Source organism: Neorhizobium sp. PAMB6630, from assembly GCF_058242775.1.
Map to the genome: position 1 here is coordinate 3236745 of NZ_CM177836.1, position 19625 is coordinate 3256369.

Below are 19625 nucleotides of genomic sequence, written 5' to 3' on the forward strand. Positions count from 1 at the left end.
CGTCGCCGGCTGAAGTTTCTCGTGCAGATTGTTGGGACTCAGGCCAGCGTATAGGCCGTCTTTACCACGGTGAAGAACTCGGCGGCATATTTGCCCTGCTCGCGCGAACCGAAGGACGAGGCCTTGCGGCCGCCGAACGGCACGTGGAAATCGACGCCTGCAGTCGGCAGGTTGACCATGACCATGCCGGCTTCCGAATTGCGCTTGAAGTGGGTGGCATGCTTCAGGCTGGTGGTGGCAATGCCGGCAGACAGGCCGAACGGCGTATCATTGGCAACAGACAGCGCCTCGTCGTAATCCTTGACGCGGATGACGGCGGCGACGGGGCCAAAGATTTCTTCGCGCGCGATGCGCATCTGGTTGGTGGCTTCGGTAAACAGCGCCGGCTGCAGATAAAAACCGGGGGTTTCGCGCTCCAGAACCTGCCCGCCAAAGGCAAGCTTGGCGCCTTCCTTCTGGCCGATCTCGATATAGTCGGTATCCTGCTTGAGCTGCTTTTCATCAACGACCGGGCCGATATGGGTGCCGGCTTTCAGCGCGTTGTCGATGGTGAGCGACTGAAGCTTTTCGGTGAGCGCTGCCACAAAGCGGTCGTGGATGCCTTCCGTCACGATGAGGCGCGAAGACGCCGTGCAGCGCTGGCCGGTGGAGAAGAAGCCGGAATTGGCAGCCGCTTCCACGGCGACCGTGAGATCGGCATCATCGAGCACGACCATCGGGTTCTTGCCGCCCATTTCCAGCTGGAACTTGCGATTATGCTCGACGGAGGCGATTGCGACGCGCTTGCCCGTGCCGGTGGAGCCGGTGAAGGTGATGCCGTTCACCTTGGGGCTGTCGAGGATCACCTGACCGACGACCGAACCGCGACCCATAACGAGGTTCAGCACGCCCTTCGGCAGGCCGGCACGGTGCAGGATATCGACGATGGCCCAGGAGCAGCCGGGCACGAGATCGGCCGGCTTGAACACAACAGTATTGCCATAGCAAAGCGCCGGCGCGATCTTCCAGGCGGGGATAGCGATCGGGAAATTCCAGGGCGTGATGATGCCGATGACACCAAGCGGCTCGCGGGTGATTTCGACACCGATATTAGGGCGCGCGGATGGTACCATCTCGCCGGTCAGGCGCAGCGCTTCGCCGGCGAAGAAATCAAAGATCTGCGCGGCGCGAATGGTTTCGCCGATGCCTTCGGCCAGCGTCTTTCCTTCTTCGCGCGCGAGAAGACGGCCAAGCTCGTCCTTGCGGGCAAGGATTTCATCGGCTGTTTTCTTGAGGATGGCGTGGCGCTCGAGAATGCCGGAGCGCGACCAGGCCGGGAACGCTGCCTGCGCTGCATCGATCGCAGCCTTGGCGTCTTCGGCGCTCGCCTGCGCGTAAAGACCGACGACGTCCTTGGTATCGGACGGATTGATGTTTTCGGATGCCTGGCTGCCGACCCATTCGCCGGCAATCAGGTTCTGGTGGATGGTCATGAAGCCTCCCTTCGGCGTTTTCGCCGTTACGTTTAAACAATGTTCGGCGGACATCGCCGCCGGATGATGAAACAATGGCCTGCCACCTGCCCCGCATGCAAGGCCCGCGTGCAAGGATTGTTCGGCACCATACGACGACAGCTGCCCTGCAATCACCAGACGCGCGCAGATCCAAGATAAGCATAAAGAGCCAATGCCCGCAGGCGTCAATATTATTTATCATACATCCGGCAAAAGATATATGACGACTGAGAAAATGAGCCCTGAAGCGCCAAGCGGCGGCTTCCCGCCCTTGATGTGGAGCGCAGGTTGTGGCCTCTGTAGAACGATGGCGGCCACAGCGACGGCAGAGCCATGGCGACAAAATGATTGCCGTAAAGCCTCGATAAACAAGGGGATAACGCGAAATTTTCAGCGGATATTTTGCGCTGCAAGAAATTTTATTTCGCGAAAACTGTTGCATTTCCGTGAAATTGGCATACATTGCGCTTCATCGAACTTGGTTGTGACTTTGTCCGAGAGCTAAGGCGCTCTGTCGATTTCCTTTCAAAACATCGATCCACCCGGCGGTTTTCGCGTCGGGATAACTTACGATTGACAAAGGAGATCGTCATGAACACTGGTACCGTAAAGTGGTTTAACAGCACCAAGGGCTTCGGCTTCATTCAGCCTGACAACGGCGGCGCGGACGTATTCGTCCACATCTCCGCTGTTGAGCGTTCCGGCCTGCGCGGCCTGGCCGATGGCCAGAAGATCCGTTACGACATCGTCCAGGACAAGCGTTCGGGCAAAAGCTCGGCCGACAACCTGCAGGCGGCTTAATATTGTCATTCGCCATAGCCGACCACGGATGTACTGGCGGTCAGTTGGCTGAGTGACTTGAGGAGGTCGGGTTAACGCCCGGCCTTTTTGTTTTACCTGAGCACGTCGGGAGATGCGCAATGAGCAGACCGACTTATTCCGTCGGAGACATGATTGTCTTGAAGGCGGCAGCAGGCTCCAGGCAGGAGCGGACAGATGCGTGCCGCATATCGGCTGTGATGCCCTCCGCCTATGGCCACGCTCAGTATCGTATCCGGTTCGAGAATGAGACATTCGACCGCCGGATCGTTGAGGGCGACATCGACCCAGAGCGGTCGAAGCGCTCTGCCACAGAAGAAAAAGCCGTCTCGCCCGCAAAGGGTAATTCGTGGCTCAATCCAGCCTCGATGAAGATCGGCAAGTGACCACACCAAAGATGCACACAGTGGCCTTTGCGGCCGTGCAAAAGGAGATGTTTTGCAGGTTCTGGTAAGAGACAACAATGTGGACCAGGCACTTCGCGTGCTGAAGAAGAAGTTGCAGCGCGAAGGCGTGTTTCGCGAAATGAAGGCGCGCAGCGCCTATGAAAAGCCGTCGGAAAAGCGCGCCCGCGAAAAGTCGGAAGCCATTCGCCGCCAGCGCAAGCTTGCGCGCAAGAAGATGCAGCGCGAAGGCCTGCTGCCGATGCCCAAGAAGGTTGCAGCCGTTCGCGGCCGTCGTTAAGTTTCGCTCCGCACCGTCCGTAACCCTTTTGCGAGAGGAGCCAAGATGACTGCAACGAAAGACGTTTTCTTCAAGCCCGGTAAGGTATCTGCCCGTGAAAAGGCAGAAACGACCGATCACACGGCCCGTGCGATCATCGATGCCGAATCGGTTGCACGCGACAAGAAAACCGAACGCTTGAAGCAGGCACGGCTCGCCAAGGAAGCGGAAGAGACTGTGCAGGACGCCCCGAAGCCTGTCAAAGCCCGCAAGACCGCTTCGAAGAAGTAGCGACTGCGTGCCAATGGCACCTTCTCCAAAAGGCCGCGCCTTCCAGGCAGCGGCCTTTTGGCGTTTGGGTGCAGATATCCTGATCATGTTGCCAATTCGGGTCGGCAGCGACGCGGCCTTCCTGCAAAGGACTGACCGTCAGCTCCCGCCAATCTTCGACAGGCGCGTTGCGGGCAAGTGCGCACGCAATGCTCCGCCGGCGGCCAAACTGTGCGGCGATCAGCCACCGCCCGATCCCGGAGCCGTGTTCTGCGGCAGATCCCCCGGCTTGATCACCGGCATTTGACCAACCGGAGGCGCCGGTTCGACCATGTCATGGTCTCCGACCGACGGCGCCTTCAGGACGCCGTTGCAATCGGCAAGATCTGGCGCACTGCCTTGTGGCGATCGGGCGGTCTTGCCCCCCTGTTGCCCCGGCGGGTTGGGAGCCTGCCCGGGTGGAAGCGTGCAAGTCTCGCGCGGTGGCGGGCTGCCGGCGTTCTGGGCAAGCGCCGGTTGGTTGGTCAGGATGGCGGCCGAAAGACCAAGGCCGATGAGGCTGGTGATGATTGAACGGTTCATGGGATTTCTCCTTCTGACCGGTCAACAATCTGGCCCGCGCACCGTTCCGCAAAAATCCGGTCACATCTCGTCTTCACGCCGTGCCATTCGGCCGTGACGGTTGCGGATCAAGCAGGTGGTGACCGCGAAGGCTCAGGGGTTCGGGCGAAAACTGTCCCGCAGCACCATCTGGGGAATGACGCGCTCGACATCCGGCGCCCCCTCCGGACAGGCGACGCGCCGCTCCAGCAGATCAACCGCGCGCTGCGCCATCACATCGGGATCCTGCCGGAACGTGGTCAGCCGGTAGTTCAGCCAGGACGCTTCCGGGACATCGTCAAACCCGATTACCGCCACCTCGTCCGGCACCCGCAGGCTTGCCTCCAGACGCAGCACGTCCATAAACCCGCAGGCGATGAGATCATTGGCACAGAAGACCGCATCCGGCATATCGTCGCCGTCGGCCATTAGCTGTCGTGCAGCGATGACACCGCTCTCATAATCGGAATCGCGACCGCGCGTCACGCGCACCGCAAAACCATGCGCTTCAACGGCGGCCACGAAGCCCGTTTCGCGCTCGAGAATGGCGGGCGTGCGGGAATTTGATCCGGCAAAGGCAAACCGCTGGCGCCCCGCCGCGATGAAGGCTGCGGCGGCCTCATGAGCGGCCTCGGAATTGCCGGCGCGGACATGGTCTGCCCCCAGTTCCGAACGCCCGATCATGACCACCGGCTGGCCGTTGCGGCGGGCCAGTTCGAAGAAACTTGCCGGAGGTGAGCCCGAAATGATGATGGTTGCCTCGGCGCGGTGGCCAATCAGGATTTTCTGCGCGGCAAGCAGGTCCTCTTCCGTTTCTCCGGTATTGATGAGGATCGGCACACTGCCCCTGCGGATCAAAAGCTTGGCCAGCGCTGCCGTCAGGTGGGCGCGAAAGCCGATCTCCGGCCGTGTTGCGACAAGGCCGATCAATCGGCTCTGGTTGTTCAGCACCCCGCGGGCGAGGTCGTTGACGTGGTAACCGAGTTCCTCGGCAGCCTGCAGCACCTTTTCACGGGTGGCTGGCGAGACGCTCGCGCCCGGCGTGAAGGTGCGAGATACAGCCGAGCGGGAAACCCCGGCCCGCAGCGCCACCTGTTCGGCACTGACGAACCGCATGCGATTGGACGCGCTCTTGTCGTTCTTCATTCCCACTTCACCGTCCAACGCGGGTAAGAGGACCGGCCTTGCGCAGGCCAAATCCGATCGCCCGGTATCGCCCTTTCCCTGCACGGGCGTGCAGGACCTTGAGGACATCTAGTGCCACTGCCTAACATCCGCATGACAGAAAATAAGGTTGATATGATCTGTGTCGCAAGATCAACCGCGCATGCCGCGCATCACCGCGAAGTCAAGGCGGCGGAGTCTTGCCGGGATGGGCACTATCGGGTGTGGTCAGCATTCCCTGCCGGTCGGCCGCACCATCGCCGGCTGATCAGATAAATTATCAGTTTTTAACCCGTCGGACGGAACCAAAATCCGGGATCTTGTGTTTGCCTCAAATCGATCCCAGCGAGGGAAGTCACGCCGATGTCGACAAATCCTGTGAACACCATTCCTCCCGCTCCGTCTTCCGGCAGCGATCGCGTTCGCGCCGAAATGATCGAGCTGATCCCGGCCCTGATGGCATTTGCGCGTCGACTGGACCGCAGCCCCAGCAATGTCGACGATCTCGTGCAGGAAACGCTGACGCGCGCACTTGCCAATATCGATAAGTTTCAGGAGGGAACGAGCCTCAAATCCTGGCTGTTCACCATTCTACGCAACACATTCTGCACCAAGTTCGGCCTGTCCAAGCGCGAAGTGATCGGGCTGGACGATTGCGCCTCTGCACGCCCGACGGTGAATGCCCCGCAGGAATGGACGGTGCGCGCCCATGAATTTCACCGCGCCCTTCTCGACCTTCCCAAACATTACCGCGATGCGGTGGATATTATTCTCATCCAGGGGCAAAGCTACGAAGCAGCGGCTGAACGGTGCGGCTGCCCTGTCGGCACGATCAAGAGCCGGGTCAATCGCGCCCGGGCGCAACTGGCAAACCAGCTGGGCTGAAAAGCAGGCCCCTTCCCTGTTTTTCAGGTCTTTCCTGCGCACCTGGTCGCTTATTGCGTGATCGCGTGCGGGCTGGGCTGTCCCGGCTCGTTATCCGTTTGCGTAAACGGCCGCGAACCCAAAATCACTATCGCGGCAAGCAAGATCACCGCTGCAATCACAATCCAGCTTTTCTTCATGACGTCACCTCAACGATCAGCAGACCGCGGCAAGTGACATGCCGCGCTTGGATGCAAGAGCCCGGCGCCGATATGTTTGCGGCACCGGGCTCTCGCGTCTGTCGGTTTTTACATCTGCTCGGATTGAGCACCGCTCTTCGGCTTGGCAGTGCCAAGGTTCGGCTTTTCGCCCAGCGGTTTCATCGGCATGGCCGAGAACTTGCCCTTGCCATCGATGGAGGCACCTTCCGACCAGCGGCCGGCAATCGGATCGACGCCATCGGCCTGGAAGCCGAGGAAGGCATAGGAAAAGTCCTGCTTTTCCTGTTCCTGCGGAAAACTGTTGGGGATCGGGAAGACACCCTCGTGGCCGCCAAGCTCCTCAAGCGCTGCCAGCCACTGGTTCTGGTGCATGGTGTCGCGGGCGATCAGGAAAGACAGCATGTCCTTCATGCCGGGATCATTCGTGAGGTTATAAAGACGCACGGCAAGTGTACGACCGGTGGATTCGGCAGCCACATTGGCCGTCATGTCTGCCGCGATATTGCCGCTTGCATAGATGTGAGACATGTCGAAGGGAACACCGTCGCTATCGACCGGCATGGCCGACATCCCCGCCGACAGGATGTTCTTCATGTTGATGCCGCCGAGCACCATGCTGGAGACCGGATCCTGCGCTACCGCTTCTTTTTCCGAAAGCGAAGCGCCTTCCAGATTAAGCGCAACCGCCGTGGCGAGCATTTCGATATGGCCAAGTTCTTCCGTTGCCGTGTTCATCAGCATGTCGCGGAACTTGGGATTGCCGCGGGCACCGCAGGCCTGGAAGAAATACTGCATGGCAACCCGGATTTCGCCTTCCACGCCGCCAATCGCCTGCTGAAGCGCGCGGGCAAACAGCGGATCGGCCTTTTCCACGCGCACAGGATACTGAAGTTTGCCGTCGGTATAAAACATGTCTCTCTCCTTCATGTTGGTTCGTCAGCCCAACAAGACGCGGTTAGAGATGTTCCACCTTTTTGATGCGCCGCATCGAGACGCCCGATGCGGCGCGTCGAAATCAGCCCGCCAGAACCCGCTGTTGCGGGGCAAAAAAGCGCGGAATAATGTCTGCCTCGAAACTTTTCAGCGCCGCTCCGATCGCCTGGTGCATATCGAGATAACGATAGGTGCCAAGGCGGCCGCCGAAGACCACGTCCTTCTCCTGCTCGGCAAGATTGCGATAGGCGAGATAGGTCAGCTTGTCCTGCATCGTATCGATGGGATAATACGGCTCGTCGGCGCGGGTGGCGGAGCGGGAATATTCGCGCACGATCACCGACTTCTCCGTCTGGTAGGCGCGTTCCGGGTTGAAGTGGCGGAATTCAAGGATGCGCGTGAACGGCACGTCCTCATCCGCGTAGTTCATCACGGCCGCACCCTGGAAATCGCCGGTCTTCACCACCTCTTCCTCAAAATCGATGGTGCGCCATTTCAGCTCACCGGCGCGGTAATCGAAATAACGATCGATCGGACCGGTATAAACCACGGGCTTACCCTCGGGTATCTCGCTCTTCACGGCAAAATAATCGGTGTTCAACCGGATATCGATCAGCGGATTGTCGAGCATGCGCTGGAAGATCGCTGTGTAGCCGTCAACGGGCAGGCCCTCATAGGGGTCGTTGAAATAGCGGTTGTCGAAATTGTAGCGCACCGGAAGCCGGGTGATGATCGATTCCGGCAGTTCGCGCGGATCGGTCTGCCACTGCTTGGCGGTATAACCGCGAATGAAGGCCTCGTAGAGCGGGCGGCCGATCAGCGAGATCGCCTTTTCCTCGAGGTTTTCTGGCGCGCGGTCACCGAGTTCTGCGGCCTGCTGTGCAATCAGCGCGCGGGCCCCAGCCGGATCCAGCTGCTTGCCGAAAAACTGGCAGATCGTGCCGAGATTGATCGGCATCGAATAAACCTGGTTCTTGTGCGAGGTGAACACCCGGTGGCGGTAATCGGTGAAGGTCGTGAAGCGGTGGAGATAATCCCACACGGTCTTGTTCGGGGTGTGAAACAGGTGGGCGCCGTATTTATGCACCTCGATGCCCGTCTCGCGGTCGTTTTCGCTATAGGCGTTGCCGCCGATATGGTGGCGGCGATCGATGATCAGCACCCGCTTGCCAAGCTCGTTGGCCGTGCGTTCGGCAATAGTGGCGCCAAAGAAACCGGCACCGACGATAATCAGGTCATAATCACGAAAGCTCACGGGCAATGCCCTCCCCGGGGACGGTGCTGTTAAAAGCGCGGGAGGACGATGCCCCGCAATCTGAACTGGATAGCCACCAAGGCTTTCGCGGCGCTTGCGAGAGTGTGCACAGCGCGCACTTTTCGTTTGCGCCGCAGCGTGGCGGGGGGCATGTTCGGGCACTATCAAGAGACACATCGAAGGCAAGTTATGGCAGCGGACGCAATCGTTCTGGGCGCGGGGATCATCGGGGTGTCCACGGCGCTTCATCTGGCAAGGCGCGGCAAATCCGTGGTGCTGGTGGACCGGCGTGGCCCTGGCGAGGAAACCTCGTTCGGCAATGCCGGCCTCATCCAGCGCGAAGGCGTGGTGCCCTACGCCTTTCCCCAGCAGATCGGCATGATCCTCAAGGTGGCGCTGAATAACCGTATCGACGTGCGTTATGATTTAGGTGCGCTTCCGGCGGTCGCAAAATTCCTCGGCCGTTACTGGTGGCATTCCAACACCGGCCGCCATCAGGTGATCGCCCGCTCCTATGCAACACTGATCGAACACTCGATTTCAGAACATGACGACCTGATCGAAGCCTCCGGCGCTGAAAACCTCATCCGCAAGGACGGCTGGACGCAGGCGTTTCGCACGCGCGCGAAGCAGGATGGCGAGGTTGCCGAGGCAGAGCGCCTGAAGCGCGAATACGGTCTCGACTTCAAGGTTCTGGATGCCGCAGAACTCGCCGCCAAGGAGCCGCATCTCAGCAGCGATTTCGTTGGCGGCCTCACCTGGGTCGATCCCTGGTCGGTGACCGATCCGCACGCGTTGACGCTGGCTTACGTCAAACTGTTCGAAAGCCTCGGCGGACGTTTCGTGAAGGGAGATGCGACAAGCCTTGCGCAGACCGCGACCGGCTGGACAGTGTTGACCGATGACGGCCCCGTCGAGGGCAAGGATGTGGTGATCGCGCTCGGCCCCTGGTCGGACACGGTGACGAAGCCGCTTGGCTATAAATTCCTTGTCGGCGTCAAGCGCGGTTACCACATGCATTATGGCCTCTCCGACAACAAGGTGCTGAACGGCTGGACCATGGATGCCGAGCGCGGTTATTTCCTGGCGCCGATGGACAAGGGTATCAGGCTGACGACGGGCGCCGAATTTGCGCTTCGCGACGCGCCGAAGACGCCGGTGCAACTGGGTCGCGCCGAAGCCGTTGCCCGCACCATCTTTCCGCTCGGCGAACGGTTGGACAAGGAGCCCTGGATGGGCGCCCGCCCCTGCACGCCGGACATGATGCCCATCATCGGCAAGGCACCGCGCCACAAGGGCCTGTGGTTTGCCTTCGGCCATGCCCATCACGGCCTGACGCTTGGCCCAGTGACCGGCCGGGTGATTGCCGAGCAGATTTGCGGCGAAAAGCCCTTCATCGATACCACGCCCTACCGGCCCGAGCGGTTTGTCATCTAAGGAGATTTCCGATGCCTGAGGCAGTGCGGGGAGTGACTGATAATCCCGGCCATACGGCCTCCTGGTATGCGGCAAGTGCCAACGACAAACGGGTGCGCCCGGCGCTTGACGGCGACAGGGAGACGGATGTCTGCGTGATCGGCGCAGGTTTTTCCGGTATCTCGGCAGCGCTCGAACTTTGCGAGCGCGGTTATTCGGTGATCGTGCTGGAGGCAGAACGCATCGGCTTTGGCGCCTCCGGGCGCAATGGCGGCCAGATCGTCAACGGCTACAGCCGCGACCTGCAGACGATTGCGGCGCGTTACGGCGCGCAAAAGGCCGTGAAGCTCGGCGAAATGTCGCTGGAGGGGGCGGCCATCATCCGAGAGCGGGTGCAAAAATACGCCATCGACTGCGATCTCGTCGACGGCGGCTTTTTTGCAGCCTTTACCGATAAGCAGATCCGCGAGATGGAGGCCCACAAGGCCGACTGGGAACGCCACGGCCACCCCGGCCTCGAGATGGTTTCGCGCCAGGACGTTGGCCATTATGTGAAGACCGACCGGTATGCCGGCGGCATGATCGATCGTCTCGGCGGCCACATTCATCCGCTGAACCTGGTGCTTGGCGAAGCCGCCGCCGTGGAAAAGCTCGGTGGACAGATTTTTGAAAACTCCCGCGTGACAGCACTGGAAGAAGGCACGCCCAACCGCGTTCGCACGGCTGGCGGCTCAGTGACGGCGCGTTATATGCTCGTCTGCGGCAATGCCTATCTTCCCCCGCAACTGCCGGAAATCAGCTCGCGCATGATGCCGGTCTCAAGCCAGGTGCTGACCACGGAACCGCTGGATGCGGATCTGGCCGAAACGTTGCTGCCGGCAAATTACTGTGTCGAGGATGCCAATTACATTCTCGACTACTACCGCCGCACCGCCGACAACCGCATTCTCTATGGCGGTGGCATCGGGTATGGCGGGCGAGACCCGAAGGATATCACCGCCGTCATCCGCCCCAATATGCTGAAGACCTTTCCGCAGCTTGCGGGAAAACGCATCGATTTTGCCTGGAGCGGAAATTTCGCGCTGACGCTGACGCGCATTCCCCATATCGGGCGGCTTTCACCCACCGTCTATTTCTCGCATGGCGATAGTGGCCATGGGGTGACGACGACGCATCTTCTGGGGAAAATTCTGGGCGAAGCGGTGGCCGGCCATGCGGAGCGCTTCGACATCTGGAGTTCGCTGCCGAACCTGCCCTTCCCCGGCGGCCGCAGATTTCGCGTGCCGCTGACGATGCTCGGCGCCTGGTGGTATGGGATGCGCGACCGGCTGGGGTGGTAGCCGGTCGCGCTTCAGACATGACGGTCGTCCGCCGCGGCGACCGCCAATTCCTTGGGAGGGATTTTCATGACCTGCATCGAATGCCTGCATCACGCCGGCCGATGCGCTGCATAAATAAGGGCAATGGGGTATGGGTGCGCGACCGGCCGGGAGATGACCGGTCGCGCGTCAGGCATGACGGTCGTCCGCCGCGGCGACCGTCAATTCCTGTATTCGGATAGTGTAGGATGCGTGATCGTCAGAAGGCTCAAACCGCTGCGGCCTGACCGTTCAAACCCTTCGCCTCAATTGTCGCCGTAGCGGCCGTCGAGAAACAGGTTGATCTGAGCGCGCGTCGAGAGTTTGAAGGCAGAAATGATCTGCTTTGCTTCTTCCGGCTGCGCCTTCAGCGCCAGACGAACGACACTCACCGTCAGGTGGCACATCATGAACGTTGTCCGGCGATATTGATCCCGCAGGTGTTTGGCGATGTACAGATCCGTCGCATCGGCAAACAGGTCCGCCAACCTGCGGGTTTCGGTGAGGTCCATATCCGCCAGCATCTTGTCCGCCTGGATCGCGTTGATCAGATCCTGGATCTGCGGATTGCCATGGACATAAAGATTGTAGAGATCGATCATCGCATCGGTGGCGCGGCAGAGATCCTGCGGCCCCCGCACGTCGCTCAACCCGAGCGTCATGAACTGCGAAACATTGGCAATATAGCGATCATAAAGCATCGCGATGATTGCCGACTTGTTGGGAAAATACTGATAAACGGAAGCGATCGGCCCGCCGGAAAGCGCTGCGATCTCCTTCATCGTGACGGCATCAATGCCCTTCTGGCCAATCAGATCCATGGCGACCTTCAGGATTTCATCGATCCGGTCCCGGCTGCGCTCCTGCTTCGGAATCCGGCGCAAAACCGGACGAACGCAACCCTGCTTGGCTTCTGGCATATCGAACCTCAAACCGTCCATGCGTATTCCCCCCTCATTGGGCGCTGCCCCATCCTGCTTAATCGGACCCGCAGGCGCCTCTGTTGTTGATGGATCGCCGGACCTTCTTCATCCGGTATATCCTTTTGTCCAAGCTTCTTTCCAGTCAAAAAATCAACCGGATCTCCCGAATACTTGACGTTTACGTCATCATTCCCGCACACCGAAATACAACCTGCAAGTCCGCAAGATATATCCGGCATTCACCAATGGTTGCCCGGCCATATTACACGCCGCGCATCACGCTCCAGCCACACCATGGTGCAAGGCGAGCGCCCGCGAGATGCCCAAGCAGACGAAACCCGCACCACCTAAATCCTGATCGAAAAGCACTTCTTTAGTAAAGACACCTTCCATCCAGATCCTTTAGTGCCCAAACGATCCCGATATCCAACTAAACTGCCGACCTTATGGCATAAGTCATATTTAAATCGGCATTCAGTCTGAAGCACCGCGCCTGTTAACTGAAGACATTATTTAAATACTTCAGCCGCTACATTAGATCAATGAAAATAAGGCGCAAAATTGCGCAATCACCATCCTCAATATCAGGGGTGATAATTTACAGTGATCTGAACCTGGACAGCATAAAGGGCATGAGAACCGAGAGAAACAGCAGCCGCAGGATGTGGTGTGTGCCAACATAGGCCGGGTCCGCATGCATGATCACAGCCATGGCAGCCATGGTTTCCAGCCCGCCCGGCGCAAAGGCGATCAGCGCTGCGCCAAGCGGCACATCGAGCAGATGCGAGATGCCGGCAGCGGTGATCGCAGAGATCAACCCAACGACAACGGTCACCGTCATGCCCGCCACAAAGGCATTCTTGAGATCGGCCAGGCTGACGCCGGAAAAGCGGGTGCCGATCATGCTGCCGAGCAGCACATAAACGGGGATCTGCAGCCATTGCGGGATGGTGCCGCTGACGAGGCCGGACAGATGGGCAAGGATCGATACCGCCATGCCACCAACCAGAAGTGCGGCCGGCACCCGAAGTTTCAGGAATATCAGCCCGCACAGGACGGCAAGCACCGTGATGACGGCAAGCGGCAGCAATCCCATGGCCTGCGGCAGGATGATGACGCCCTCACCCGAGGCGCCGGAAAGTTCCACGATCAACGGCACCAGCAGCGTCAAGGCGAGGACGCGCACGCTCTGGATGACGCCGATACTGGCGACATCTCCCTTCGTATCGGCCGCAAGGCTCATCACGTAACTGAGGTGACCGGGACAGGCCGCCAGCAGCGCCGTCATCCGGTCATAGTGAAAAGCTCGACGCAGCAGCGCCTGTGCCGACAAGAGCAGAATGACTGAGGTCACGAGCACCATGACGAAACTTGCCGGCCATGCGGCGGCAGCGGCCATCACCTCCGGCGTCACGCCGGCTCCCATCGACATGCCAACCACGACAAAACAGCCATTGCGCACGCCAACCGGCACCAGAAGCCGGCGACCAAAAAGGCTGCCCAACGTCACAAAGACGGCCGGACCGATGAGGAAAGGGGCCGGAAGCCCCAATGCGGCGGCAAGGAAAGCACCGAAGGCACCAAGCACAAGCGTCAAGGCAAAGGGAATGAAATCGTCAGAATGTATCATGCGGAAAATTATGCGGTTTCAACAGGAATGGCCGGTCGGCCAGATGAAATCCTTTTATCAAGAATGCGCCACGATGACAGAAAACCTTGTCGGCGTGCAAAAAAAAGCGCCCCACCGGAGCGCTTCATCGTTTGGTCTGCTGTCGCCCGAATCAGGCGGCAGGTGCCACCACCGCGCGGCTTGCCGGAATATCCAGGCCGAGCAGGAAGTTGATCTGCGGACGGGCCTTGACGAGATCGTCGATCGAATAACCGGCGAGCACGTCGAAAAAGGCGTTGAGCGCCTTGCGCAGCGCGGAATTCAACCCGCAGCTATCAACCAGCGGGCACTCGACCGCGCCATCCTCAAAACATTCCGCCATGGCAAAGCTGTCTTCGGTGACCTTGACCACATCAAACAGGCTGATCTTTTCGGCCGGGCGACCAAGGCGCACACCGCCATTGCGGCCACGCAAGGTTTCCACAAGGCCAGCCTTGGTCAGCGGCTGCAGGATCTTGAACAGGAAAAGCTCGGACACGCCATAGGCGCGGGCAATCTCGGGAATACGGCTCAACTGCCCTTCGTTGGCTGCACAATACATCAGCATGCGTACCGCATAATTGGTCTGTTTCGTCAAACGCATGCCATTCTCCCTCGGGTCCGTTGGCGGATATATAAGCCGTTTGCCACTTTTGAACAATTCCAAATTTGAAAATTTTACTCAGCCTATCCACTTTTCACAGCCCTGTGAATTGACCGGCCAAACAAAATCATGAATTCCAAACTCAACATAAGTGAGACATCATGTTCTGATAAGAGGGGGAGACGCCTGTGAAGAAGTTTCTGATTGCATCCGCGGCCATTCTGTCTGCCGTAACGGCTGGTTCGTCGGCCGCACGGGCCAATGGCGAAGTGAATATCTATTCGTACCGCCAGCCGGAATTGATCAAGCCGCTGCTGGATGCCTTCACCAAGGAAACCGGCATTGCGACCAATGTGCTGTTTCTCGACAAGGGGCTGGTCGAGCGCATCCGGGCCGAAGGCGCCAACTCGCCGGCCGACGTGATCCTCACCATCGACATTGCCCGCCTCAACGAGGCCAAGGATGGCGGCGTGGTGCAGCCGGTCAAGGGCAACGCCACCATCGACAAGGACATTCCGGCAGCCTTCCGCGATCCTGATGGTGAATGGTTCGGGCTCACCACCCGCGGCCGCGTTGTCTACGCCTCCAAGGAGCGCGTTGCCGAAAATGCCATTACCTATGAGGAACTGGCCGATCCGAAGTGGAAGGGCAAGATCTGCATCCGCGATGGCCAGCACGCCTATAATCTCGCGCTGTTTGCCTCCATGGTTGCCCATCACGGCGCCGATTATACGGAAAAGTGGCTGACGGGCTTCAAGAACAATCTGGCCCGCAAGCCTGATGGCAATGACCGCAGCCAGGCAAAATCCATCCTCGCCGGCGAATGCGATATCTCGCTCGGCAACACCTATTACGTTGGCCTGATGATGACCAATGACAAGGAGCCGGAACAGAAGGAGTGGGCGAGCGCCATCAAGATCCTGTTTCCCAATGCAGCCGACCGCGGCACGCATGTGAACATTTCCGGCATGGCAATGGCGAAGAACGCACCGAACAGGCAAAACGCCGTCAAGCTGATGGAGTTTTTAGCCTCCGGCGAAGCCCAGAAGATCTACGCCGAAGAGGTGTTCGAATATCCTGTTATGCCCGGCGCGGAACCGTCCGAGATCGTCAAATCCTTCGGCACGCTGAAGCCGGACAGCCTGCCGCTGACCGATATTGCCAAGAACCGCAAGACCGCGTCCGAACTCGTTGACAAGGTTGGCCTCAACGACGGGCCGTCGAACTGATCCACTTTTCGCCTCACATGCAAAGGGCGCCTTCGCAGGCGCCCTTTTTTGTTGTCGATGTGATGTTTACTTCATCGTCGGCATGACGAATTCGGCGCCGTCCTTGATGCCGGACGGCCAGCGCGAGGTGACCGTCTTGGTGCGCGTCCAGAACTTGATCGAATCCGTGCCGTGCTGGTTCAAATCGCCGAAGGACGAGGACTTCCAGCCACCGAAGGAGTGATAGGCGAGCGGAACCGGGATCGGCACGTTCACACCGACCATGCCGATATTGATACGCGACGCGAAATCGCGGGCAGCATCGCCGTCGCGGGTGTAGATCGCAACACCATTGCCGTATTCATGCTTCATCGGAAGCTCGAGGGCTTCTTCGTAGGTCTTGGCGCGGACGACCGAGAGGACGGGACCAAAGATTTCGGTCTTGTAGATGTCCATGTCAGGCGTGACATCATCAAACAGGCAGCCGCCGACGAAATAACCGTTCTCATAGCCCTGAAGCTTGAAATCGCGGCCGTCGACCACGAGCTTGGCGCCGGCTTCGACGCCACTGTCGATCAAGCCCCTGATGCGCGCCTGGGCTTCCTTGGTGATGACGGGGCCGAGATCAGCCTTGTCATCGGTGTAAGGACCGATGCGCAGGGATTCGACCATCGGGGTGAGCTTTTCGATCAGGCGATTCGCCGTCTCTTCGCCAACGGGAACGGCCACCGAAATCGCCATGCAGCGCTCGCCGGCAGAACCGTAACCTGCGCCCATCAGCGCTTGCGCGGCCTGATCGAGGTCGGCATCGGGCATGATGATCATGTGGTTCTTGGCGCCGCCAAAGCACTGGGCACGCTTGCCGTTCATGGCAGCCGTGCCATAGACATAACGGGCAATCGGCGTGGAGCCGACGAAGGACACGGCGGAAATATCCGGATGTGTCAGGATGCCATCGACGGCCGACTTGTCGCCGTTGACGACGTTGAGGATGCCGGCCGGAAGACCTGCCTCGATCATCAGTTCGGCAAGGCGGATCGGAACGGACGGATCACGCTCCGAAGGCTTCAGGATGAAGGCGTTGCCGCAGGCAATGGCCGGCGCAAACATCCACATCGGGATCATGCCCGGAAAGTTGAACGGCGTGATGCCAGCGCCGATGCCAACCGGCTGGCGGATGGAATACATGTCGATATTCGGGCCGGCGCCTTCGGTGAACTCGCTCTTCGACAGATGCGGAATGCCGATGACGAATTCGCAGACTTCCAGGCCACGGATGATGTCGCCCTTGGCGTCTTCGATGGTCTTGCCATGCTCGCGCGACAGGGTTTCAGCAAGGCTGTCCATGTTGTCGTTGAGGAGCGCGACGAACTTCATGAACACGCGGGCGCGGCGCTGCGGATTGGTGGCTGCCCACTTGACCTGCGCGGCCTTGGCGTTTTCCACGGCGGCATTCAGTTCCGCATCGCTTGCCAGCGACACTTCGCCCTGCACTTCGCCGGTTGCCGGGTTGTAGATCGGCTGGCTGCGACCGGACGTGCCGGGCACATGCTTGCCGCCAATGAAATGGCCTACCTGATACATGGATGATCCTCCTGGATTGTTATGGACCCAGTATGCGCTTTAATTTGCACAAGACAACGCGATGATTTACGCATCCGTTGTGCAAAATTTGATGTGCAGTGCTTTCCCTTACCGAGTTTCAGGAAGCGCCTGAAGGAAATCCAATGGACTGGGACAATGTGCGGATCTTTCTGGCCGTGGCGCGCGAGGGCCAGCTTCTGTCGGCATCCCGCCGGCTCGGCCTCAACCATGCAACGCTTGGCCGGCGCATCAATGCGCTGGAAGATGCGCTACGCACGCGGCTTTTGATCCGAAAGCCCAGCGGCTGCGAACTGACGGCAGATGGCCATGCCTTCCTCGCGTCCGCCGAACGTATCGAGGCGGAAATGCTGGCGGCGCAGGCGCGCACCGGCGAAGTGAATGCCCCCATCGAAGGCACCGTTCGCATCGGCGCACCCGATGGCTTTGGCGTTTCGTTTCTGGCGCCGCGGTTGGGCACGCTGATAAAACGCCACCCGAACCTGCGCATCCAGCTGGTGCCAGTGCCACGCTCGTTTTCGCTGTCGCAGCGCGAAGCCGATATTGCGATTACCGTGGAGCGGCCAAGCCAGGGGCGGCTCGTCTCCTCAAAGCTCACCGACTATACGCTCGGCCTTTACGCCTCTCGCGACTACCTCGCCCAGAACGGCGAACCCGCCACGCTCGAAGACCTGCGGCTTCACCCGCGCATCGGTTATGTCGATGACCTGATCTTTTCACCGCAGCTGAATTTCACCGGCGAAGTGATGCGCGACTGGGATGCAGGGTTCGAAATCTCAAGCGCAATCGGCCAGACGGAAGCGGTACGCACCGGCGCCGGCATCGGCATCCTGCATGATTATATCGCCCGCCCGGTGCCGGAACTTGCCCGTATCCTCCCCGAAATCTCCATCCGCCGCGCCTACTGGACCAGCACCCACGAAAGCCTGCGCGACCTCACCCGCATCCGCACCGTGATCGCATTCCTGCAGGAAGCGGTGGGCGAAGCGCGGCATGTGTTTGTGTGATTGGGAGGTTTCTGCGCCGTAAGGGGAAAAAATATCTCACTCTAACGGAACTGGCGAGCTTGTTCCGGCGCTCTGACGCTCCCGTGAGCGACCGCAATTTTTTCTTCTCGTGGAAGCAGAGCATCATCCTCCGGAGAAATGCACTTCACGGCTAGGCCGGCTTTCAGAGACCGTTTGACGGAACGCTTGGAGTAGACTTCGAAATCGCGACCCTTGGAGTTTATTAGAAAATCCACGCCCACGTCGGGATCAATTGGCTCGTTTATGGTCCACAAAACCTTCGCGTCTGGTAACGTGAAACATACGTCGTTGTTGATAGTGAGAAGAGCATCTACATTGCCGAGATGCCTGTCCATGGGTCTAGCCTTTAGCCAACTGGACAACGCCGCATGAACGCGGTGAATATTCTCGCCCTCGTTTGGTAGCCAAATGTCCACGTCGTAATCGCCATTAAATGTATGTCTAGCTTGGCCTCCGACGACCATGAGGTCTACTTCAGCTTCCAGAAGCTTTGACAGCATTTCGGTCTGATAACCGTTCAATTGATCCATGAATGGCATATTAGGGTAAGATGACCGGCATGGACAAGTAGCATTGAAGCCGCGCATCAGCGGTCGACCAGACAATAACCGAAACTAGAAGATGGGGTGAGCTTTACGTACTGATGCAAAAACGATCTTTTTTGCAATTTCAGCTGAAAAATTGGCAAAATCATGCGGCAAGATAAAGCCATGTAGGCGCATCATCAGAACAAAGGGAGGAAAAATCACTGTGGAAGAATGGTACGGTTGGGGGGTCTCGAACCTCCGACCTCAGGTGCCACAAACCTGCGCTCTAACCAACTGAGCTACAACCGCACGCCACGTTGCCAACCTTGGTCGGCCGTGTCTGGGGCGTGACATAGAAGCATTGCATTTTTTTTGCAAGCCCCGAGTTTCGCCCCGAAACGAAAAAGGCCGGGATGACCCGACCTTTTCCTTAAAAAATTCGAAGGGTAATCAGGCGGCCTTGAAGGTGGTCATCACCTTTTCGGCGGCTTCCTTGCCGGGCTTGGTCACGTCTTCAGCGATCTTGCGGGCCGCTTCCTGCATGGCCTTGGCCTGCTCAACGGTGACTTCGGCCTGCTTGCGCACGAAACCGGTCTGCAGTTCGATGAGTTCGGCAACCGACTTCACGCCCATCAGCGCTTCCAGATGCGACAGCGACATTTCGGCATTGGTGCGCATCGCTTCGATGGCCTTCAGGCCGAACTCGACGGAACCGGCCTGCGCCGTCTGCATTGTCGTTTCAACCGTCTTGGTGGCTTCCTCGGCGGCAACCTTCATCTTGGCAAAGGCTTCGCGCGACTGCGTGGTGCCCTTTTCGGCGAAATCACGCAGGCTTTCCGTCAACCGCGTCGGGTCGAAGGCGGCGAAGGAGAATACGTCATCAGTTTTGTAAGCCATGTCCAGCTTCCTTGTTCGATCCCGGCCCCCATGATGGGCAACCTCATGACCATAAATATAGCGAAAGTAATGTTGCGTTGCAATATGTTTGTGCAGTGCAACATGAACTTTTCCTGATTAACCGTGTTCTGC

Annotated in this window: 21 protein-coding genes and 1 tRNA gene; 9 read left to right on the top strand and 13 right to left on the bottom strand. The window is 59.1% G+C overall.

The window, feature by feature from the left end; translation table 11 throughout:
- Positions 1-38 precede the first annotated feature (38 nt).
- Positions 39-1472: an aldehyde dehydrogenase family protein gene (locus AC4CWF_RS15430; protein ID WP_491282518.1), complete on the bottom strand. Its 1434-nt coding sequence runs from the start codon at positions 1470-1472 to the stop codon at positions 39-41.
- Between the two features lie 612 nt (positions 1473-2084).
- On the opposite strand from AC4CWF_RS15430, the gene AC4CWF_RS15435 reads away from it, so the two are divergent.
- The 4 genes from AC4CWF_RS15435 (at position 2085) to AC4CWF_RS15450 (ending at position 3266) form a co-directional block, all read left to right on the top strand.
- Positions 2085-2294, top strand: coding sequence for a cold-shock protein (locus tag AC4CWF_RS15435; RefSeq protein WP_210103495.1), 210 nt, complete (start codon positions 2085-2087; stop codon positions 2292-2294).
- A gap of 119 nt (positions 2295-2413) precedes the next feature.
- Complete coding sequence (locus AC4CWF_RS15440) at positions 2414-2698, top strand: cold-shock protein (protein WP_491282519.1); 285 nt, start codon at positions 2414-2416, stop codon at positions 2696-2698.
- A 52-nt stretch (positions 2699-2750) separates the two neighbouring features.
- Positions 2751-2996 (top strand): 30S ribosomal protein S21, encoded by a 246-nt coding sequence (gene rpsU / locus AC4CWF_RS15445; RefSeq protein ID WP_491282520.1) that lies wholly within the window; start codon positions 2751-2753, stop codon positions 2994-2996.
- A gap of 45 nt (positions 2997-3041) precedes the next feature.
- Positions 3042-3266 carry a hypothetical protein gene (locus AC4CWF_RS15450; protein WP_491282521.1) on the top strand — a complete coding sequence of 75 codons (225 nt, stop codon included), beginning with the start codon at positions 3042-3044 and terminating at the stop codon, positions 3264-3266.
- 219 nt (positions 3267-3485) lie between these two features.
- Here the strand turns inward: AC4CWF_RS15450 and AC4CWF_RS15455 are convergent, their stop codons facing one another.
- Both AC4CWF_RS15455 and AC4CWF_RS15460 read right to left on the bottom strand, forming a co-directional pair.
- Positions 3486-3827, bottom strand: a complete 342-nt coding sequence (locus AC4CWF_RS15455; RefSeq protein ID WP_491282522.1) for a hypothetical protein — start codon at positions 3825-3827, stop codon at positions 3486-3488.
- A gap of 132 nt (positions 3828-3959) precedes the next feature.
- Positions 3960-4991: a LacI family DNA-binding transcriptional regulator gene (locus AC4CWF_RS15460; protein ID WP_491282523.1), complete on the bottom strand. Its 1032-nt coding sequence runs from the start codon at positions 4989-4991 to the stop codon at positions 3960-3962.
- 381 nt (positions 4992-5372) lie between these two features.
- Between AC4CWF_RS15460 and AC4CWF_RS15465 the strand changes: the two genes are divergently transcribed.
- Positions 5373-5894: a sigma-70 family RNA polymerase sigma factor gene (locus tag AC4CWF_RS15465; protein WP_491282524.1), complete on the top strand. Its 522-nt coding sequence runs from the start codon at positions 5373-5375 to the stop codon at positions 5892-5894.
- A 50-nt stretch (positions 5895-5944) separates the two neighbouring features.
- Here AC4CWF_RS15465 and AC4CWF_RS15470 read toward each other — a convergent pair whose 3' ends face one another.
- The 3 genes from AC4CWF_RS15470 to glf all read right to left on the bottom strand — a co-directional run bounded on the left by AC4CWF_RS15470 (position 5945) and on the right by glf (position 8282).
- On the bottom strand, positions 5945-6073 hold the full coding sequence (locus tag AC4CWF_RS15470) for a hypothetical protein (RefSeq protein WP_491282525.1): 129 nt from the start codon (positions 6071-6073) through the stop codon (positions 5945-5947).
- Between the two features lie 108 nt (positions 6074-6181).
- Positions 6182-7006 carry a manganese catalase family protein gene (locus tag AC4CWF_RS15475; RefSeq protein ID WP_491282526.1) on the bottom strand — a complete coding sequence of 275 codons (825 nt, stop codon included), beginning with the start codon at positions 7004-7006 and terminating at the stop codon, positions 6182-6184.
- Between the two features lie 103 nt (positions 7007-7109).
- Entirely contained in the window at positions 7110-8282 is a 1173-nt protein-coding gene (glf, locus tag AC4CWF_RS15480; protein ID WP_491282527.1) for a UDP-galactopyranose mutase, read from the bottom strand.
- A 189-nt stretch (positions 8283-8471) separates the two neighbouring features.
- On the opposite strand from glf, the gene AC4CWF_RS15485 reads away from it, so the two are divergent.
- Both AC4CWF_RS15485 and AC4CWF_RS15490 read left to right on the top strand, forming a co-directional pair.
- Positions 8472-9719, top strand: coding sequence for an NAD(P)/FAD-dependent oxidoreductase (locus AC4CWF_RS15485; RefSeq protein WP_491282528.1), 1248 nt, complete (start codon positions 8472-8474; stop codon positions 9717-9719).
- 11 nt (positions 9720-9730) lie between these two features.
- Positions 9731-11038: an NAD(P)/FAD-dependent oxidoreductase gene (locus AC4CWF_RS15490; RefSeq protein WP_491282529.1), complete on the top strand. Its 1308-nt coding sequence runs from the start codon at positions 9731-9733 to the stop codon at positions 11036-11038.
- Between the two features lie 284 nt (positions 11039-11322).
- Here the strand turns inward: AC4CWF_RS15490 and AC4CWF_RS15495 are convergent, their stop codons facing one another.
- From AC4CWF_RS15495 to rirA, 3 genes are all read right to left on the bottom strand, one after another.
- Positions 11323-11997 (bottom strand): TetR/AcrR family transcriptional regulator, encoded by a 675-nt coding sequence (locus tag AC4CWF_RS15495; protein WP_491282530.1) that lies wholly within the window; start codon positions 11995-11997, stop codon positions 11323-11325.
- A gap of 580 nt (positions 11998-12577) precedes the next feature.
- Positions 12578-13609, bottom strand: coding sequence for an AbrB family transcriptional regulator (locus AC4CWF_RS15500; protein ID WP_491282531.1), 1032 nt, complete (start codon positions 13607-13609; stop codon positions 12578-12580).
- A gap of 151 nt (positions 13610-13760) precedes the next feature.
- A complete protein-coding gene (rirA, locus tag AC4CWF_RS15505; protein ID WP_491282532.1) occupies positions 13761-14231 on the bottom strand; it encodes an iron-responsive transcriptional regulator RirA in 471 nt (156 codons plus the stop codon).
- A 200-nt stretch (positions 14232-14431) separates the two neighbouring features.
- Here rirA and AC4CWF_RS15510 point away from each other — a divergent pair, with 200 nt between their 5' ends.
- Positions 14432-15460: a Fe(3+) ABC transporter substrate-binding protein gene (locus tag AC4CWF_RS15510; protein ID WP_491285425.1), complete on the top strand. Its 1029-nt coding sequence runs from the start codon at positions 14432-14434 to the stop codon at positions 15458-15460.
- Between the two features lie 66 nt (positions 15461-15526).
- On the opposite strand, the gene AC4CWF_RS15515 is transcribed toward AC4CWF_RS15510, so the two are convergent.
- Positions 15527-17023 carry a CoA-acylating methylmalonate-semialdehyde dehydrogenase gene (locus tag AC4CWF_RS15515; RefSeq protein ID WP_491282533.1) on the bottom strand — a complete coding sequence of 499 codons (1497 nt, stop codon included), beginning with the start codon at positions 17021-17023 and terminating at the stop codon, positions 15527-15529.
- A 143-nt stretch (positions 17024-17166) separates the two neighbouring features.
- Here AC4CWF_RS15515 and AC4CWF_RS15520 point away from each other — a divergent pair, with 143 nt between their 5' ends.
- Positions 17167-18048: a LysR family transcriptional regulator gene (locus AC4CWF_RS15520; RefSeq protein WP_491282534.1), complete on the top strand. Its 882-nt coding sequence runs from the start codon at positions 17167-17169 to the stop codon at positions 18046-18048.
- Between the two features lie 41 nt (positions 18049-18089).
- Here the strand turns inward: AC4CWF_RS15520 and AC4CWF_RS15525 are convergent, their stop codons facing one another.
- The 3 genes from AC4CWF_RS15525 to AC4CWF_RS15535 all read right to left on the bottom strand — a co-directional run bounded on the left by AC4CWF_RS15525 (position 18090) and on the right by AC4CWF_RS15535 (position 19493).
- On the bottom strand, positions 18090-18599 hold the full coding sequence (locus tag AC4CWF_RS15525) for a hypothetical protein (protein WP_491282535.1): 510 nt from the start codon (positions 18597-18599) through the stop codon (positions 18090-18092).
- A 229-nt stretch (positions 18600-18828) separates the two neighbouring features.
- Positions 18829-18905 (bottom strand) — tRNA-His (locus AC4CWF_RS15530).
- Positions 18906-19046: 141 nt separating this feature from the next.
- The gene (locus tag AC4CWF_RS15535) at positions 19047-19493 is read right to left on the bottom strand and encodes a phasin (RefSeq protein WP_491282536.1); all 447 of its coding nucleotides are present in this window, start codon (positions 19491-19493) and stop codon (positions 19047-19049) included.
- Positions 19494-19625 lie beyond the last annotated feature (132 nt).